Source organism: Lentzea sp. (genome assembly GCF_036380075.1).
GTDB lineage: Bacteria > Actinomycetota > Actinomycetes > Mycobacteriales > Pseudonocardiaceae > Lentzea.
This window is the reverse complement of record NZ_DASVFL010000100.1, coordinates 82907-97859: the sequence shown is the minus strand read 5'-3', so window position 1 is coordinate 97859 and position 14953 is coordinate 82907. Positions and strand designations below refer to the sequence as shown.

The window sequence follows — 14953 nt, the reverse complement described above, 5'->3', positions numbered from 1 at the left end:
CGACCACATCTCGCCGGCCGGCTCGATCAAGCTCGCCTCTCCGGCGGGCCAGTATCTTGTCGACCACAAGGTGAAGCCCGCGGACTTCAACCAGTACGGCACGCGGCGCGGCAATCACGAAGTGATGATGCGCGGCACCTTCGCCAATATCCGCATCAAGAACCAGATGGTGCCGGGCGTCGAGGGCGGCGTTACCGTGCACTATCCGTCGAAGCAGCGCATGCCGATCTACGACGCGGCGATGAAGTACAAGCAGGACAAGGTGCCGCTGGTGGTGTTCGCCGGCAAGGAATACGGCACCGGCTCCTCGCGCGACTGGGCGGCCAAGGGCTCGCTGCTGCTCGGCATCCGCGCCGTGGTGTGCCAGTCGTTCGAGCGCATCCACCGCTCGAACCTGATCGGCATGGGCGTGCTGCCGCTGCAGTTCCCCGCGGGCGAGAACGCGGCGTCCCTCGGCCTGGACGGCACCGAGACCTTCGACGTCACCGGCGTCACCGTGCTCAACGACGGCGACACCCCGCGGACGGTCACGGTCATCGCGACCAAGGCCGACGGCGGCACGGTCGAGTTCGACGCCGTGGTCCGCATCGACACCCCCGGTGAGGCCGACTACTACCGCAACGGCGGCATCATGCAGTACGTGCTGCGCAAGATGGTCCGCAGCTAATACCAATCAATGCGAAAGGCCCGTCCGGACACGTTCCGGGCGGGCCTTTCGTCACGGTTGAATAAATGCGGCTAACGTTTTTCGCTGCTGCTCCCGGGTGAATGTCGTCGCCAGCGGGTTCAGCCGGGCTTAGCCTCTTCTGACCCATCGCCATTGGGCCAAGAGGAGGTATTCCAGTGGAAGCGAGAAAACTCAGACGAAGAGCCGGGATCACCGTGGTGACGCTCGTGGCGGCCATGACCGTTCCGTTCGCCGGCCAGGCCGGAGCAGCGGCCGACGGCACCGTGACCGGCGACAAGTCGCTGGGCGCGACCGACATCCAGTGCGGGGGCAGCGTCCCGGTGACCGTCACACTGACGGCCGCGACCGGAATCGCGGGCAACCCGGCGGACATCGAGCTCGTGCTCGACCGGTCGGGCAGCATGCAGGGACAACCGATCGCCGATTTGAAAGCCGCGGCGAAGTCTTTCGTCGACATCATCGACCAGGCGACCGACGGTTCCCTGAACGGCGTGATCGCCAACGGGTCGCGCGTCGGCGTGACGAGTTTCGCGGCCGGCGCCTCGGTCGACGTCGGACTGACGGGTGACGCCGCGGCGGTGAAATCGGCCATCGACTCGCTGTCGGCGGGAGGCAACACCAACCACTCCGACGCCTTCACGACCGGCCAGTCCCAGCTCGCCGGATCGGTGCCGGGCAACGCCAAGAAGATGATCATCATCACGGACGGCGAGACCACCGTCGGCGGTGACGCGAGCCCCGCCGCCGCGGCCGTCCGCGCCGCCGGCACCGAGGTCTTCGGCATCGGCCTGGGCACGACCGGCTTCCAGGACGAGATCAGGGACTGGACGACCGACCCCGACGACGGCGTGCACTACTTCTTCGCGCCGGACTCCACCCAGCTCCAGCAGATCTTCGCGAACATCGGCGCGGCGATCGTCGTGCCGGCCGCGACCGGCGTGAAGGTCGTCGACACCGTCGGGGCCGCGTTCTCGGTGAGCGGCGCCGCCGTGTCCAAGGGCAGCGTCTCCCAGAGCGGCAACCAGCTCACGTGGACGCTCGGCGAGCTGCGCACCGAGAGCGTCACGCTGACGTTCACCGCCACGCACCTGCCCGCCGCCGGTGGTGGCACGCTCGCCGTGAACCCCGCCGTGGCCTACAGCGACACGGAGGGCCACGCCGTCGCGTTCCCCAACCCGACCGTGAAGGTGCACGGCTGCGCGGCACACATCGACGTCGAGCCCGAGCACGCGGTGAACGAGCTGGGCACGCCCGGCCAGACCCACACCGTCACCGCGAAGGTCACCGACGACTTCGGCGACCCGGTGCCCGGCACCGGTGTCGCGTTCAGCGTGCTGTCCGGCCCGAACACGGGAGCGGCGGGCAACGGCAGGACGGCTGCCGACGGCCTGACCGACTTCACCTATCCCGGCACGCAGGGACTCGCGGGCCTCGGCACCGACACCATCCGCGGCTGCTTCACGCACGCCAACGGGACCGAGGTGTGCGACGACGTCACGAAGGACTGGGTGGACACCACGCCACCGGTCGTGACGTGCACACCGACCAACAACCCGAGCGGCGGCAACGTCCCGCCCGCGAACAACGAGGACGGGTTCTACCGGCTGAGCGCGACCGACGCCGTCGACCCGAACCCGCGGATCTACGTCCGCGACACGGCGAGCACCGCGGTGTTCGGCGGCTTCCCCAGCGGCACCAAGATCAAGCTGGTGCAGGCGCCGGGGGCGACGCCGGCGCAGAAACCCGGCACCGGTGACATCGACTGGAAGATCACGATCAAGGGTGACGCCCTGGTGAGCGCGAAGGACGCGTCCGGCAACGAGTCGGCGCCCGTGCGGTGCAACGTCCCGCCACCGCCGAAGTGACGTGAGGTGGACCGCCCGTTCTCGGGGGGACGGGCGGTCCATTCGTCATCGTGATGCCGAAACCCGAACCACCGGTAACACCTAACTGTCGCTCCGCGATGCCAAGTCACCCTGATCACCGCGGGAGAACCTGATGAGCTTGAGCGTGCTGGGCGACCTGAACTGGGTGGCCGTCGTCGTGGCTGCGATCGCCTACTTCGCCCTGGGAACGGTGTGGTACGCGGAGTACGCCTTCGGCAGGGCCTACCAGCGGGCGTCCGGCTGGGACCTCAACAAGCCGGAGAAGACGAGTCCCGCCGTCTTCGTCGTGCCGCTGGCCACCTGTTTCGTGCTCACGCTCGTCACGGCGATGATCGGGGCCGCGTCGGACACCGACACCATCATGGAGGGCATCCTGCTGGGGCTCGTCATCGGTGTCGGCATCGCGTTGCCGGTCCGGTTCGTGACGGGGTCCTACGACATGACGAAGCCCGCCCCGCTGACCTTCGCGGCCATCGGGGCGGGCTACCACGTCGTCGGCCTCGCGCTCGCGGGAGCGATCCTCGGCCAGTGGACCTGACTAGTGCGCTGCCTTGTGCAGTTCGCGCAACGCACGCACCGATGACACGGCGTACTCGCGGTCGACGGCCTGCACAGCCATAACGCTGACGTACTCGTCCTCCGGCAGCTCCAGACGGGCCCACGCGGCGCCGTCGGGGAAGCTGACCGAGAGCACGTCCTTCCAGTCGTAGTGGTGCGACGTCACGACGTTGCGCACGTCCACACCCTCGGCGTCGGCCGTGACGCGCGGACGCGTCAGCAGCAGCACACCGCCCGCGAGCAGGAAGCCCAGCAGGATCATGGCGACCTGGTCGGAGGTCCGGAAGATCACGCCGGTCGGGGTGTTGCCGAGCAGCAGGCCCACCACCGTGAACACGACGACCAGACCGACCGCGCACGCCCACGCGACACGGCGGATCTTCTTCGGGCGCAAGACGATCCGGGTCATTCGAAACCTCGCTCGGTCCACGGCTGACGCAGGCCGCGCAGCACCAGGGCGGTGTCGATCGCGGCGACGGTCGCCTCGTAGCCCTTGTCCTCCACCGAGTCCGGCAGGCCGGCGCGGGCCAGTGCCTGCTCCTCGGTGTTCGTGGTCAGCACGCCGTTGCCGACCGGGGTCGACTCGTCGAGGGCGACGCGCGTGAGGCCGTCCGTGACCGAGTCGCAGACGTACTCGAAGTGCGGGGTGCCGCCGCGGATGACCACGCCCAGCGCGACCACGGCGTCGTGGTGGCGCGCGAGCTCCTGCACCACGACGGGCAGCTCGATGGCGCCCGCAACGCGCACGACGGTCGTGTCCACGCAGCCCGCGTCCTCGGCGGCCTTCAGCGCGCGCTCGACGAGCTGGTCGGTGATCTTCGTGTGCCAGCGCGTCGCCGCGATCGCGACGCTCAGGCCCCTGCCGTCGAGCTTCGTCTGCTCTGGACGGCCCTCGCCGCTCATTCCTGTTCCTCCGTAGCGGAAACGACGGCCTCGTACTGCTCCAGCTGGTGCAGCTCGTGGCCCATCCGGTCGCGCTTGGTGCGCAGGTACCGCAGGTTCTCCGGGTTCGGGGAGATCGGCAGCGGCACCCGGTCGAGCACGCGGAGACCGTATCCGGCCTCCAGCCCGACGCGCTTGGCCGGGTTGTTCGTGAGCAGGCGCATGGACTTGATGCCGAGCTCGACGAGGATCTGCGCGCCCGTGCCGTAGTCGCGCGCGTCGGCCGGCAGGCCCTGCACGAGGTTCGCGTCCACGGTGTCCGCGCCCTGGTCCTGCAGCTGGTAGGCCTGCAGCTTGTGCATCAGGCCGATGCCGCGGCCCTCGTGACCGCGCATGTACAGCACGACGCCCCGTCCCTGTGCCGCGACGGCTTCCAGTGCCGCGTCGAGCTGGGGGCCGCAGTCGCAGCGCAGCGAGCCGAACACGTCGCCGGTGAGGCACTCGGAGTGCACGCGCACCAGCACGTCCTCGCCGTCGCCGATGTCGCCGTACACCAGCGCGACGTGCTCGATGCCGTCGAGCAGGCTGTCGTAGCCCACGGCCCGGAACACGCCGTGCGCCGTGGGGATCCGCGCCTCCGCGACGCGTTCGACCTGGGTCTCGACGCGGCGGCGGTAGGCGATGAGGTCGGCGATCGTGATCAGCGCGAGGTCGTGGTCGGCCGCGAACACCTCCAGCTCCTCGCGGCGCGCCATGTCCTCCTCGACCTTCTGCGACACGATCTCGCAGAGCACGCCGGCGGGCGACAGGCCAGCGAGCCGCGCGAGGTCGACGGAGGCCTCGGTGTGACCGGGGCGGCGCAGCACGCCGCCGTCCCTGGCGCGCAACGGCACCACGTGGCCCGGGCGGTTGAAGTCGGTGGCCTTCGCGGTCGGGTCGGCCAGCAACCGGATCGTGCGCGCCCGGTCGGCGGCCGAGATGCCGGTGCTGATGCCCTCGCGGGCGTCCACGGTGACCGTGTACGCGGTGCCGCGCTGGTCCTGGTTCGTGTGGTACATCGGCGGCAGGTCGAGGCGGTCGCAGTCGGAGTCCGTCAGCGCCACGCAGACGTACCCGGACGTGTAGCGGACCATGAACGCGAGCAGCTCCGGCGTCGCCTTCTCGGCGGCGAAGATCAGGTCGCCCTCGTTCTCGCGGTCCTCGTCGTCGACCACGACCACGGGCCGTCCGGCGGCGATGTCCTTGATCGCGCGCTCGATCTCGGCGTACTCCGTGCTCACTGGGCCTCCTCGCCCGCGATGGCCCGCAGGTGCGGGATCGCCAGTCGTTCGACGTACTTCGCCAGCACGTCGACCTCCAGGTTCACCACGGCGCCCGGCGCGCGGTGGCCGAGCGTGGTGAGTTCGAGGGTCGTCGGGATCAGGCTCACGGTGAACTGGTCCTCGGAGACGGACACGACCGTCAGCGAGACCCCGTCGACCGTGATGGAGCCCTTCTCGACGACGTAGCGCGAGAGTGCGGGCGGAAGTCCGATGTGGACCATCTCCCAGTGCTCGGCCTTCTCCCGCGCGAGGACCGTGCCCGTGCCGTCGACGTGGCCCTGCACGATGTGGCCGCCGAGGCGCTGGCCGACCGCGGCCGCGCGCTCCAGGTTGACCCGGTCGCCCTCGGCGACCCCCGCGAGGCTGCTGCGCACGAGCGTCTCGCGCATCACGTCGGCGGTGAAGGTGCCGTCCGCGACCTCCACGACGGTGAGGCAGACGCCGTTCACCGCGATGGAGTCGCCGTGCTTGGCGTCGCTGGTCACGATCGGGCCCGCGACGCGGATCCGTGCCGCGTCGGGCAGGTCCTCCGTCGCGACGACGTGGCCGAGTTCCTCGACGATCCCGGTGAACACCGCTCCTCCTAAGTTCGCGGAACCGCGCTGATCCGCACGTCCGGCCCGCTCATGGTGACGTCTTCGACGGTCAACCGGACAGCGTCCGTGATGGTTGACACGCCTGCCCCCAGCACCGCCGCGGGACCGTCCCCGAGCAGCGCGGGCGCGATGTAGGCGAGCACGCGGTCGACCCTGCCGGCGCCGATGAACGCGCCGGCCAGCGTGGGACCGCCTTCCAGCAGCACGTCGACCACTCCCCTCGCGGCGAGCGCGTCCAGGACCTCGTCCGGGACGCGCGTGCGCAGGTGCAGCGCGGTGTGCCGGAGCTTGGCCCCGGCCGGCAGGTCGCTCATGCCCACGACCACCGGCAACGGCTGGCGGGCCAGCGGAATTCCTCCCGCGTCCCTGGCCGTGAGCGCGGGGTCGTCCTTCCGGACCGTGCCGCTGCCCACGATGATGGCGTCCAGCTTCGCGCGCTGGTCGTGCACCTCCGCGCGGGAGGTCTCCGAGCTGATCCACTGACTGGTGCCGTCCTGCGCCGCGGTCCGTCCGTCCAGCGACGCCGCGTACTTCCACGTGACGTGGGGACGGCCCGTGCGCGCGTAGTGCAGCCACGCGCGGAGAGGGCCCCGGCTGACTTCCCGTTCCAGCAGACCGCTTTCGACCGTGATGCCGGAGTCGGTGAGGACCTTCGCGCCGCCCGCCGCCCGCGGGTTGGGGTCGCTGACGGCGTGGACGACGTGCTCGATGCCGGCTTCGCGGAGCGCTTCGGTGCACGGCGGCGTACGGCCGTAGTGCGCACACGGCTCGAGGGTGACCACGGCCGTGCCGCCCTGTGCTCTGGCACCGGCTTGTTTGAGGGCCATGACCTCGGCGTGCGGGCCACCGACCGGTTGCGTGGCGCCGAACCCGACCGCTTCGCCGTTCCGGTCCAGGACGACGCACCCGACCGGCGGGTTGGGGCTCGTGGTGCCCCGCACCCGCTCGCTCTCCGCGATGGCGAGGCGCATCGCGTCCTCGGGAGTCACCGCGTACCGGCTGCCTGGGCGGCCTGGGCGCGCAGTGCCTCGACGGCCTTGGCGGGGTCGGCGGCGTCGTACACGGCGGACCCGGCGACGAAGCAGTCCACACCGGCCTGCGCGGCCTGCTCGATCGTGTCGGCGTTGATGCCGCCGTCGATCTCGACGAGCAGCTTCAGGTGGCCGGTGTCGACGAGGTGGCGGGCCTGGCGGACCTTGTCGAGCACCTCGGCCATGAAGCTCTGGCCGCCGAAGCCGGGCTCGACCGACATGACGAGCAGCGTGTCGTAGTGCTTGAGGACCTCGACGTAGGGCTCCAGCGGCGTGCCCGGCTTGATGCTCAGGCCGGCCTTGCTGCCCGCGGCCCTGAGGTCCTTGGCGAGCTTCACCGGGTCGTTCGCGGCCTCGACGTGGACGGTCACGTTGTACGCGCCCGCCTCGGCGTACCCGATCGCCCAGCGGTCCGGGTCCTCGATCATGAGGTGGCAGTCGACCGGGATGTCGGTGACCTTCAGCAGCGACTTCACCACGGGCAGGCCGAGCGTCAGGTTCGGCACGAAGTGGTTGTCCATGACGTCGACGTGGATCCAGTCCGACGTGGGCACCGACGCGAGCTCGTCGGCGAGGCGCGCGAAGTCGGCGGACAGGATGCTGGGGGCGATCATCGGCGTGTGGACCACGAGGGTGAAGTCTAGGTGTCCAGCAGGTCGAGCAGCCTGCCGGGAGCCACGTCGGTGACCACGACGACACCCGCACCGGTGAGGGTCGTGACGTGCGTCTCCCACATCGGGTGACGGCGCTTGTCGGCGTTGGCCTGGGGCATCACGACGACCTTGCAGTTCTCGACGCCCATCGCCTCGTTCAGGGCGGTCAGCGCCTGGTTGTCGCCGATGCCGAGCGCCAGCTTGGCCACGGAGTTGGCGCTGGCGGGCGCGAAGACGAACGCGTCGGGCGCCGGGTGGGGCTTGGGCTGGCTGGGCATGCGCGGCTCCCAGCGGATCGGGTAGTCGCTGAGGGCCTGGAGCTTGCCGAGCTCGCCGGCCTCCTCGAACCACGGCACGACGGCGGGCGTCAGCGTGATGACGAGCTGCCAGCCCCGGCGCACCGCCGGTTCGGCGAGCTCCGTCCGGAACCACGTCTCGACGCCGCCGCATCCGGAGGCGACCAACCCGAGCAACCCACGCGTCGTCACCGCTGCGATGGTAGGCGGTCCGAAATGTCAGACCTCGCCGATAGCGTCCCCACCGCGGGTGTTCGCCCGCGCACTGAGGGGAGCAAGATGCGCAAGCTGAACCGGTGGCTCACCGCCACCGCGATGACGGCCGCCCTGATAGCGGCCACCGCCCTGCCCGCTGTGGCCGAACCGCCGCAGCACACCGTCGACCTGGCGCTGACGTCGTTCTCGGACATCGCCGTCGACCCGACGCTCGGCCACGTCTTCGTGAGCAGCAAGCTGGACAACGCCGTGGCCGTCACGGACCTGTCCGGCAACGCGGTCGCGAAGCTGTCCAACCTGCCCGGCGCCACGGGTCTGGCGCTGAGCCCGGACGGCGGCACGGTGTTCGTGGCCCTGTCCCAGTTCGGCGCGATCGCCGCCGTGGACACGCTCACGCTCACCGAACGGACGCGCTACCCGGTCGGCGAGGTGTGCCCGTCCGACCTGGCGATCACCAGTAACCGCCTGTACTTCAGCTACGGCTGCACCACCTGGGGTGCGGGCATCGGCCGCGTCGGCCTGGACGGCACCGGCGCCCGCACGGGCCTCGCGTTCGGCCACTACAGCCCGCGGCAGCTCGCGACGTCCCCGGCCAGGCCCGGTCTGCTGGCGGCGGGCCAGCCGAGCCTGTCGCCGTCCGACCTGCGGGTGCTGCGCGAGGAGGGCGACGGCCTGGTGCTCCAGGCGTCGCGTGACGCCGGCAGCAACCTGGCCGACGTCGAGTTCTCGAAGGACGGCAGCCAGGTCCACGTGGCCGGTGGCGCGCCGTACCAGATCCAGTCGTACACGAGCGACACCCTCGCCGTGCGCGGCAGCTACAACACCGGCCCGTACCCGGTGGCGGTGGCGACGAGCGCCGACTCCGGTGCTCTGGCCGCGGGCGTCAACAGCGACACGTCCGTGCGCATCTACCCGGCGGGGTCGCTCGACCAGTCCCGCGCGTACGAGGTGCCGCACCTGCACCAGGCGAGCCTGGCGTGGGGTCCCGGCGGCCGCTGGCTGTACGCGGTGGGCAACCGGTTCGGCTCTCCGGCGACGTTGCACGTGCTGAGCGCCTGATGCGAACGGGCCGGGTGGGTGCTCTTCGCCCGTCCGGCCTTCGTGCCCCTCGACTGGGTGTCCACACAGGACTCTCGCCTGGGGCGGACGACGCGCTCGTCTATACAGGCGTGCGCCGTCACCCGAACCGGTGAACCCCGATCCCGTTGTGCCCCAGGAACGACGATGGGGCCCGGCAGTGTCGGACCCCGTCGCTAACGTCGTTCCCGAGCGCTCAGACAGGGCGTCGCAGCACCTGGCAGAACATCGCGTCGGTTCCGTGCAGGTGCGGCCAGAGCTGCACGTGCGGCCCGTCCCCGAGGTCCGGAACTCCGGGGAGGAGCTCGCGGGTGTCCAGCACCTCGGCCCCGGTCCGCCGGGCGACGTCCGTCACGATCCCGACGGTCTCCGAGAGATGAGGTGAGCACACGACATAAGCCACGACGCCGCCAGGACGCACCAGTCGCAACGCCTCGGTGAGCAGCTCCCGCTGCAGCTTCGTGAGCGTGCCGACGTCGGCGGGCTGGCGCCTCCACCGCGCCTCCGGGCGCCTGCGCAGTGCACCGAGACCGGTGCAGGGCGCGTCGACCAGCACGCGGTCGAACGCCCCTTCGACGAAGTCGGTCTCGCGGCCGTCGGCCACGTGCACGGTCACCGGCAGGCCTGAGGTGATCTTGCGCACGAGCTCGGCGCGGTGGGGTGCCTTCTCGACGGCGATGAGTTCGCCACCGTCGAGGCCGACCAGTGCGGCCAGCAGGGCGGCCTTCCCGCCAGGACCGGCGCAGAGGTCCAGCCAGCGGTCGTCGGTGCCTTCCAGAGGCGCACGCGTGAGTGCCACGGCGCACAGCTGGCTGCCCTCGTCCTGCACGTTGGCGAGGCGTTCCCGGACGGGCTCGAGATCGCCCGGGTCGCCCGCCCCTGCTTCCAGGTGCACGCCGTAGGGCGAGTACGGCGCCACGTCGCCGCCGGTGATGGCGGCGAGCTCGTCGGCGCTCACCTCGCCGGGGCGTGCCACCAGGTGCACGGCCGGCCGGGCGTCGTCGGCTTCCAGGGCGAGCTTCAACGGCTCGTCGCGGCTGCCGAGGGCCTCCGCGAACGCCTGCGCGATCCAGCGCGGGTGGGCGTGGGTGAAGGCGAGGTTGCCGATCGGGTCGGTGTCCGGGTCGGGCGCGAGCTCGTCGACCCACGCCGCCTCGTCCTGCTCCGCGACCCGGCGCAGGACGGCGTTGACGAAGCCCGCGATGCCGGAGCCGAGCTCGGCGCGGACGAGGTCGACGGTCGAGGCGACCGCGGCGTGCGACGGGATGCGGGTGCGCAGCAGCTGGTACGTGCCGAGCCGCAACGCGTCGAGCGCCGACCCGTCCACTTCGGACAGGGGGCGGTCGGAGCACGCCTCGATGACGGCGTCGAGCAGTCCCTGGGCGCGCGCCGCGCCGTAGGCGAGCTCGGTGGCGAGGGCCGCGTCGCGGCCGGTGATGCGGCGGTCGCGCAGCATCTGCGGCAGCACGAGGTTCGCGTAGGCGTCGCGTTGCCGCACGGCTCGCAGCGTCTCCAGCGCGGCGAGGCGGGCCGGGTCCTCCACGGGCGGCCGGGCGGGACCGGTGCGCCGGCGCGGCGGGTGCGGCCGGCGGGGACGCGACGGTTTGGAGGCGCCTCGCGAGTGGTCGGTCATGCGTTGTACTCCACTACTTCGAGTTCTCCTGCGACGACACGGAAAGGAGGTGAACACCTCATACGACGCGCTCCCCCGCCTCGACGCGGACGCCGCGTGCCCAGTCGGTGGCGGCCATGCGCTTCTTGCCCTGCGCCTGGACCTCGCCGAGGGCCACGGCGGTGGTCGCCGTGCCCACGAGCACGCGCTTGCGTTCGACGAGCACCTCGCCCGCGGGCAGCGTCACGTCGTCCACGGGCGTGACGGGGCCGAGCTTCAGGCGTTCGCCGCGGAACTCGGCCCACGCGCCGGGTTCCGGCGTCACGGCGCGCGCCAGGCGGTCCACCGCCGCGGCGGGCGTGGTGAAGTCGAGGCGCGCGTCCTCGACGCTGATCTTCGGGGCGTAGCTGACGCCGTCGGAGGGCTGCTCCACGGCGCGCAGCGTGCCGTTCCCGATGCCATCCACAGTGGACAGGAGGAGGTCCGCGCCGGAGATCGCGAGGCGGGTGAGCAGGTCGCCGGAGGTGTCGCGGTCGCGCACCTTCTCGGTCACGACGCCGAACACCGGGCCCGCGTCGAGCTCCTTGACGATGCGGAACGTCGAGGCGCCGGTGATGTCGTCGCCGTTGCGGACGGCGGCCTGCACCGGCGCGGCACCGCGCCACGCGGGCAGCACGGAGAAGTGGAGGTTGACCCAGCCGTGCTTCGGGATGTCCAGCGTGCGCTGCGGCAGCAGGTTGCCGTAGGCGACGACCGGGCAGACGTCGGGTTCCAGCGCGCGCAGGCGGTCGAGGAAGTCGGGGTCGCCCGCCTTCGCGGGCGTCAGCACCTCGATGCCGTGCTCGTCGGCGAGCGCGGCCACCGGGGAGCGCTCGAGCCGGCGGCCGCGGCCGGAGGGGGCGTCGGGGCGGGTGACCACGGCGACGACGTCGTGGTGCGGGGAGTCGATGAAGGCGCGCAGCGAGGGAAGAGCGGCCTCGGGCGTGCCGGCGAACACGAGGCGCATGGTCAGCTCGACCTGCCGAAGAGGGGGTGGGGGCTCTGCTTCAAGGCGGGGACCGCACCGTCGAACCAGTCGGCGCGCCGGATCTCCTTCATCGCCTGCTTGCGCGTCTCGGTGTCGAGGCGGTCGAGGAACAGCACACCGTCGAGGTGGTCGGTCTCGTGCTGGATGCAGCGCGCCAGGGTCTCGGTGCCCTCGACCTCGACCGGCTCGCCGTGCATGTTCCAGCCCTTGGCCACGACGTGCAGGTGGCGCTTGCAGTCCCACTGCATGCCGGGGATGGACAGGCAGCCCTCGGGGCCTTCCTGCGTCTCCTCGCCGACTACCTCCCACGTGGGGTTGACGAGGTGTCCCGCGAAGCCGTCGCAGTGGTAGGTGAACACGCGAAGTCCCACGCCCAGTTGAGGTGCGGCGAGTCCCGCTCCGGCCGCGTCCTGCATCGAGTCCCACAGGTCCTTGACCAGGGTGCGCAGTTCCTTGTCGAAGTCGACGACCTCGACGGCGCGGGTGCGCAGCACCGGGTCGCCGAACAGGCGGATGGGTTGGACGGTCACGCAGTGCTCCTCGTGGTGGACTGGAGGCCAGTCTACGAGCAGCGCGGTCAGTGCTCGGACGCGCTGCCGAGGAAGATCACGCCTGCCAGCGCCACGAGGAAGTGGCCGGTGAAGCGCAGGGCCGTCAGCACCGGCCGCAGCAGCGCGTGGAAGTCGAGGTGGGCTGCCGGGGCATGGGGGACAGTGGTGGTCGTCATGGTGTCCACTGTGCCGTTCGCCCAGGTCAGCGCACATCGGCTCGCGGTCTTGACCTCGTATCGGCCCGAGGTAGGAAGATCGGGTGCAACGGTCGTCCGGAAGGTGGACACCTCCAGGTCATGAGGCTGATGCGACCGAGCCGGGAGGGGACGGTCACCGTGCCCGACGACGCCCCTCCGGACGCCGAGCTGTGGGCGCGGGGAGACGAGCGGGCGTTCGGCGAGCTGTACGACCGGTACGCCGAGGCGGTGTGGAACCACGCCTACCGGCTGACCGCGTCGTGGTCGACGGCCGAGGACCTGACGTCGGCGACGTTCCTGACGGCCTGGCGCCGCCGCGCCCAGATGACCCTGGTGCGGGACAGCGCGCTGCCGTGGCTGTTCACCGTCGCGGGCAACCTGGCGCGGTCCGAGTACCGCCGCAGGGCCAGGTTCAGCCGGCTGCTGCACCGGGTCCCGAGGCACGACGTGGAGCGCGACCACGCCGACGAGGTCGCGTCGTCCGTCGACGTCGAGAACCGCCTGCGCCAGGTGCTGGAGGCGGTCGAACGGCTCCCGCGCGCCGAACGCGAGGCCGTGGAGCTGGTCCTGCTCGGCGAGCTGACGACCGCGGAGGCCGCCCAGGCGCTGGGCGTGGCCGAGGTGAGCGTCCGCTCGCGCATCTCGCGTGCCCGCACCCGGCTGCGCAAGCAACTGACCGACGACACCCCGGAGGTGTGGTGATGACCATCGAGATGCCGCCTCGCCGCGCACTTCCCGCCGACGTCAAGGAGCGGATGCGCCCGAGCACCGCCGAGTTCCGTCCCCGCCGCTCCCGCACGCCACTGGCGGTGGCCGCGGGCGTGGCGCTGCTCGTCGCGGGCGGCGTCACCGCCACCCAGCAGGCGCTCCGCGACGCCGGACCGGCGGCGAGCCGCGTCGTCAGCCCGTCCGGCCAGGACGTCGACCGGTGCCGGGCCGCGCTGGGCGCGCCCGGCTGGGCCTCCTCCAGGATGGTGGTCTTCGGTCTGCACAAGGTCCTCGCCGGGGACGACGGCCGCTTCTGCGTCCTGACCGGTTCCAAGGCGATCGTCATGAAACCCGGCGCGCGCCCGCTCCCGCTGGCAGCCGGCTCCCTCGTCTTCCGCTCCGAGAACATCACCGCGGGCGTGCCTCCGCTCGGCACCCGCAACGTCGTGGCGCGTGAGATCGCCCCTGGTCAAGCCGACCGCGGCTCCACCGCGTCCGTGGTCACCCAGGACTTCTTCGTCACCTACAGCCCGGCCGGCACCGGGGTCACCGAGATGGTCTTCGACGACCGCACGGTCCCCGTGCCGGCGGGCACCGCCCCGGAGCCGGCCACGGCGGTCGACAGCTTCGAGAGCGGTGACAGCAACCCCCGCACCCCGGTGAACCTCCTGGCCAGGTGCATTGACAACTCCTTCACCCACGGTCGCCCGGCGGGTGAGCTGACCGGGTGGGAACCGCTGATGACCACCGACACCGGCGGGGTCAACGGGGCGCTGGTGGCCCACCGCAGCCACCGGGGGTGGGGGATCTGCTCCTTCTCCTCGCTCGGCGCCGACGTGTTGTCCGAGGACAACTCCTTCTCCGCCCACTCGCCCAGGACGCTGATGTTCAGCGGGTTCCTCGTCGGGTCGGACTACACCTTCGTGGGGCTGACCGAGCGGAGCGCGAGGACCGTCGAGCTCTACGACGAGAACGTCCGCGTGGCCGTCGCCGACGTGTCCGACGGCTTCTTCATCGCCACCGTCCCAGTCACGAGGCAGACCAGCACCGGAAGGCCCGAACTGGGAGTCGTCGCGCGCAACGCGTTCAAAGAGGTCGTGCGGGAGGACATGATGCGCTGATCATGACTCCATGACGTGGACAGCACCGGAAGTGGAACTGACCGACGAACCGGTCCTCGGAGACGAGCGGCCGATGCTGGAGGCGCTGCTCGACCGCCACCGGGCGATGTTCCTGCGGAACTGCGCCGGCCTCACCGGCGAGCAGCTCGCCGCGGTCTCCGCGGAGCCGTCGAACCTGAGCCTGCTGGGCCTGATCCGCCACCTCGGCGACGTCGAACGCGTCTGGTTCCGCGTCCGGCTCGCGGGCCAGGACGTCCAGGCCCGCTACCGCGCGCAGGGCGACCGGGACCCCGAGTTCGAGGACCTCGACCCCGCCAGGGCCGAGACCGAGTACGTGGAGCTGGTCGCCGAGATGGCCGAGGCCCGCGCGGCGGCTGCCACGCGGGCCCTGGACGACACCTTCGTGCACGAGCGGGTGGGAGACATGTCGGTGCGCTGGCTCTACCTCCACCTGATCGAGGAGTACGCGCAGCACAACGGCCACGCCGACCTCCTGCGCGAGCGCATCGACGGACGCACGAACAAGTAGGGG

At 71.2% G+C, this 14953-nt stretch carries 17 protein-coding genes and 1 pseudogene; 7 read left to right on the top strand and 11 right to left on the bottom strand.

Going from position 1 to position 14953, the window contains the following annotated elements; translation table 11 throughout:
* The 3 genes and pseudogenes from acnA to VF330_RS12285 form a co-directional block, all read left to right on the top strand.
* Positions 1-667: pseudogene (acnA, locus tag VF330_RS12295) on the top strand (aconitate hydratase); the annotation flags it as partial.
* Between the two features lie 176 nt (positions 668-843).
* Entirely contained in the window at positions 844-2553 is a 1710-nt protein-coding gene (locus VF330_RS12290; protein WP_330851672.1) for a VWA domain-containing protein, read from the top strand.
* 133 nt (positions 2554-2686) lie between these two features.
* Positions 2687-3112, top strand: a complete 426-nt coding sequence (locus VF330_RS12285) for a DUF1761 domain-containing protein (protein ID WP_330851671.1) — start codon at positions 2687-2689, stop codon at positions 3110-3112.
* On the opposite strand, the gene VF330_RS12280 is transcribed toward VF330_RS12285, so the two are convergent.
* Genes VF330_RS12280 through VF330_RS12250 form a run of 7 tightly spaced genes read right to left on the bottom strand, consistent with a single transcriptional unit; the run spans position 3113 to position 8104 of the window.
* A complete protein-coding gene (locus VF330_RS12280) occupies positions 3113-3541 on the bottom strand; it encodes a PH domain-containing protein (RefSeq protein ID WP_330851670.1) in 429 nt (142 codons plus the stop codon).
* Positions 3538-4035: a 6,7-dimethyl-8-ribityllumazine synthase gene (gene ribH / locus VF330_RS12275; RefSeq protein WP_236219976.1), complete on the bottom strand. Its 498-nt coding sequence runs from the start codon at positions 4033-4035 to the stop codon at positions 3538-3540. Before ribH ends, VF330_RS12280 begins: the two co-directional genes overlap by 4 nt.
* Positions 4032-5294 carry a bifunctional 3,4-dihydroxy-2-butanone-4-phosphate synthase/GTP cyclohydrolase II gene (locus VF330_RS12270; RefSeq protein ID WP_330851669.1) on the bottom strand — a complete coding sequence of 421 codons (1263 nt, stop codon included), beginning with the start codon at positions 5292-5294 and terminating at the stop codon, positions 4032-4034. Before VF330_RS12270 ends, ribH begins: the two co-directional genes overlap by 4 nt.
* Positions 5291-5911 (bottom strand): riboflavin synthase, encoded by a 621-nt coding sequence (locus VF330_RS12265; protein WP_330851668.1) that lies wholly within the window; start codon positions 5909-5911, stop codon positions 5291-5293. The genes VF330_RS12270 and VF330_RS12265 overlap by 4 nt, the downstream gene beginning before the upstream one ends.
* An 8-nt stretch (positions 5912-5919) precedes the next feature.
* Positions 5920-6903 carry a bifunctional diaminohydroxyphosphoribosylaminopyrimidine deaminase/5-amino-6-(5-phosphoribosylamino)uracil reductase RibD gene (gene ribD / locus VF330_RS12260; protein WP_330851679.1) on the bottom strand — a complete coding sequence of 328 codons (984 nt, stop codon included), beginning with the start codon at positions 6901-6903 and terminating at the stop codon, positions 5920-5922.
* A 14-nt stretch (positions 6904-6917) separates the two neighbouring features.
* The gene (rpe, locus tag VF330_RS12255) at positions 6918-7577 is read right to left on the bottom strand and encodes a ribulose-phosphate 3-epimerase (RefSeq protein ID WP_414675371.1); all 660 of its coding nucleotides are present in this window, start codon (positions 7575-7577) and stop codon (positions 6918-6920) included.
* A 26-nt stretch (positions 7578-7603) separates the two neighbouring features.
* Positions 7604-8104 (bottom strand): flavoprotein, encoded by a 501-nt coding sequence (locus tag VF330_RS12250; protein WP_330851666.1) that lies wholly within the window; start codon positions 8102-8104, stop codon positions 7604-7606.
* A gap of 87 nt (positions 8105-8191) precedes the next feature.
* On the opposite strand from VF330_RS12250, the gene VF330_RS12245 reads away from it, so the two are divergent.
* On the top strand, positions 8192-9187 hold the full coding sequence (locus tag VF330_RS12245) for a hypothetical protein (protein ID WP_330851665.1): 996 nt from the start codon (positions 8192-8194) through the stop codon (positions 9185-9187).
* Between the two features lie 214 nt (positions 9188-9401).
* Here VF330_RS12245 and VF330_RS12240 read toward each other — a convergent pair whose 3' ends face one another.
* Genes VF330_RS12240 through VF330_RS12225 form a run of 4 tightly spaced genes read right to left on the bottom strand, consistent with a single transcriptional unit; the run spans position 9402 to position 12571 of the window.
* On the bottom strand, positions 9402-10838 hold the full coding sequence (locus VF330_RS12240) for an RsmB/NOP family class I SAM-dependent RNA methyltransferase (RefSeq protein ID WP_330851664.1): 1437 nt from the start codon (positions 10836-10838) through the stop codon (positions 9402-9404).
* A 58-nt stretch (positions 10839-10896) separates the two neighbouring features.
* On the bottom strand, positions 10897-11823 hold the full coding sequence (gene fmt, locus VF330_RS12235) for a methionyl-tRNA formyltransferase (RefSeq protein ID WP_330851663.1): 927 nt from the start codon (positions 11821-11823) through the stop codon (positions 10897-10899).
* Between the two features lie 2 nt (positions 11824-11825).
* Positions 11826-12374, bottom strand: coding sequence for a peptide deformylase (def, locus tag VF330_RS12230; protein WP_330851662.1), 549 nt, complete (start codon positions 12372-12374; stop codon positions 11826-11828).
* 47 nt (positions 12375-12421) lie between these two features.
* Positions 12422-12571 (bottom strand): hypothetical protein, encoded by a 150-nt coding sequence (locus tag VF330_RS12225; protein ID WP_330851661.1) that lies wholly within the window; start codon positions 12569-12571, stop codon positions 12422-12424.
* Positions 12572-12700: 129 nt separating this feature from the next.
* Between VF330_RS12225 and VF330_RS12220 the strand changes: the two genes are divergently transcribed.
* Genes VF330_RS12220 through VF330_RS12210 form a run of 3 tightly spaced genes read left to right on the top strand, consistent with a single transcriptional unit; the run spans position 12701 to position 14950 of the window.
* Positions 12701-13294 (top strand): RNA polymerase sigma factor, encoded by a 594-nt coding sequence (locus VF330_RS12220; protein ID WP_330851678.1) that lies wholly within the window; start codon positions 12701-12703, stop codon positions 13292-13294.
* Positions 13294-14421 carry a hypothetical protein gene (locus VF330_RS12215; protein WP_330851660.1) on the top strand — a complete coding sequence of 376 codons (1128 nt, stop codon included), beginning with the start codon at positions 13294-13296 and terminating at the stop codon, positions 14419-14421. The genes VF330_RS12220 and VF330_RS12215 overlap by 1 nt, the downstream gene beginning before the upstream one ends.
* A gap of 10 nt (positions 14422-14431) precedes the next feature.
* Positions 14432-14950, top strand: coding sequence for a DUF664 domain-containing protein (locus tag VF330_RS12210; RefSeq protein ID WP_330851659.1), 519 nt, complete (start codon positions 14432-14434; stop codon positions 14948-14950).
* The last annotated feature ends 3 nt before the right edge of the window (positions 14951-14953 follow it).

Coding starts and splice junctions, on each gene's coding strand:
- VF330_RS12285 (WP_330851671.1), top strand. CDS start 2,687: ATGAGCTTGAGCGTGCTGGGCGACCTGAACTGGGTGGCCGTCGTCGTG.
- VF330_RS12280 (WP_330851670.1), bottom strand. CDS start 3,541: ATGACCCGGATCGTCTTGCGCCCGAAGAAGATCCGCCGTGTCGCGTGG.
- ribH (WP_236219976.1), bottom strand. CDS start 4,035: ATGAGCGGCGAGGGCCGTCCAGAGCAGACGAAGCTCGACGGCAGGGGC.
- ribD (WP_330851679.1), bottom strand. CDS start 6,903: ATGCGCCTCGCCATCGCGGAGAGCGAGCGGGTGCGGGGCACCACGAGC.
- rpe (WP_414675371.1), bottom strand. CDS start 7,577: ATGATCGCCCCCAGCATCCTGTCCGCCGACTTCGCGCGCCTCGCCGAC.
- VF330_RS12245 (WP_330851665.1), top strand. CDS start 8,192: ATGCGCAAGCTGAACCGGTGGCTCACCGCCACCGCGATGACGGCCGCC.
- VF330_RS12240 (WP_330851664.1), bottom strand. CDS start 10,838: ATGACCGACCACTCGCGAGGCGCCTCCAAACCGTCGCGTCCCCGCCGG.
- fmt (WP_330851663.1), bottom strand. CDS start 11,823: ATGCGCCTCGTGTTCGCCGGCACGCCCGAGGCCGCTCTTCCCTCGCTG.
- VF330_RS12225 (WP_330851661.1), bottom strand. CDS start 12,571: ATGACGACCACCACTGTCCCCCATGCCCCGGCAGCCCACCTCGACTTC.
- VF330_RS12220 (WP_330851678.1), top strand. CDS start 12,701: ATGCGACCGAGCCGGGAGGGGACGGTCACCGTGCCCGACGACGCCCCT.
- VF330_RS12215 (WP_330851660.1), top strand. CDS start 13,294: ATGACCATCGAGATGCCGCCTCGCCGCGCACTTCCCGCCGACGTCAAG.
- VF330_RS12210 (WP_330851659.1), top strand. CDS start 14,432: ATGACGTGGACAGCACCGGAAGTGGAACTGACCGACGAACCGGTCCTC.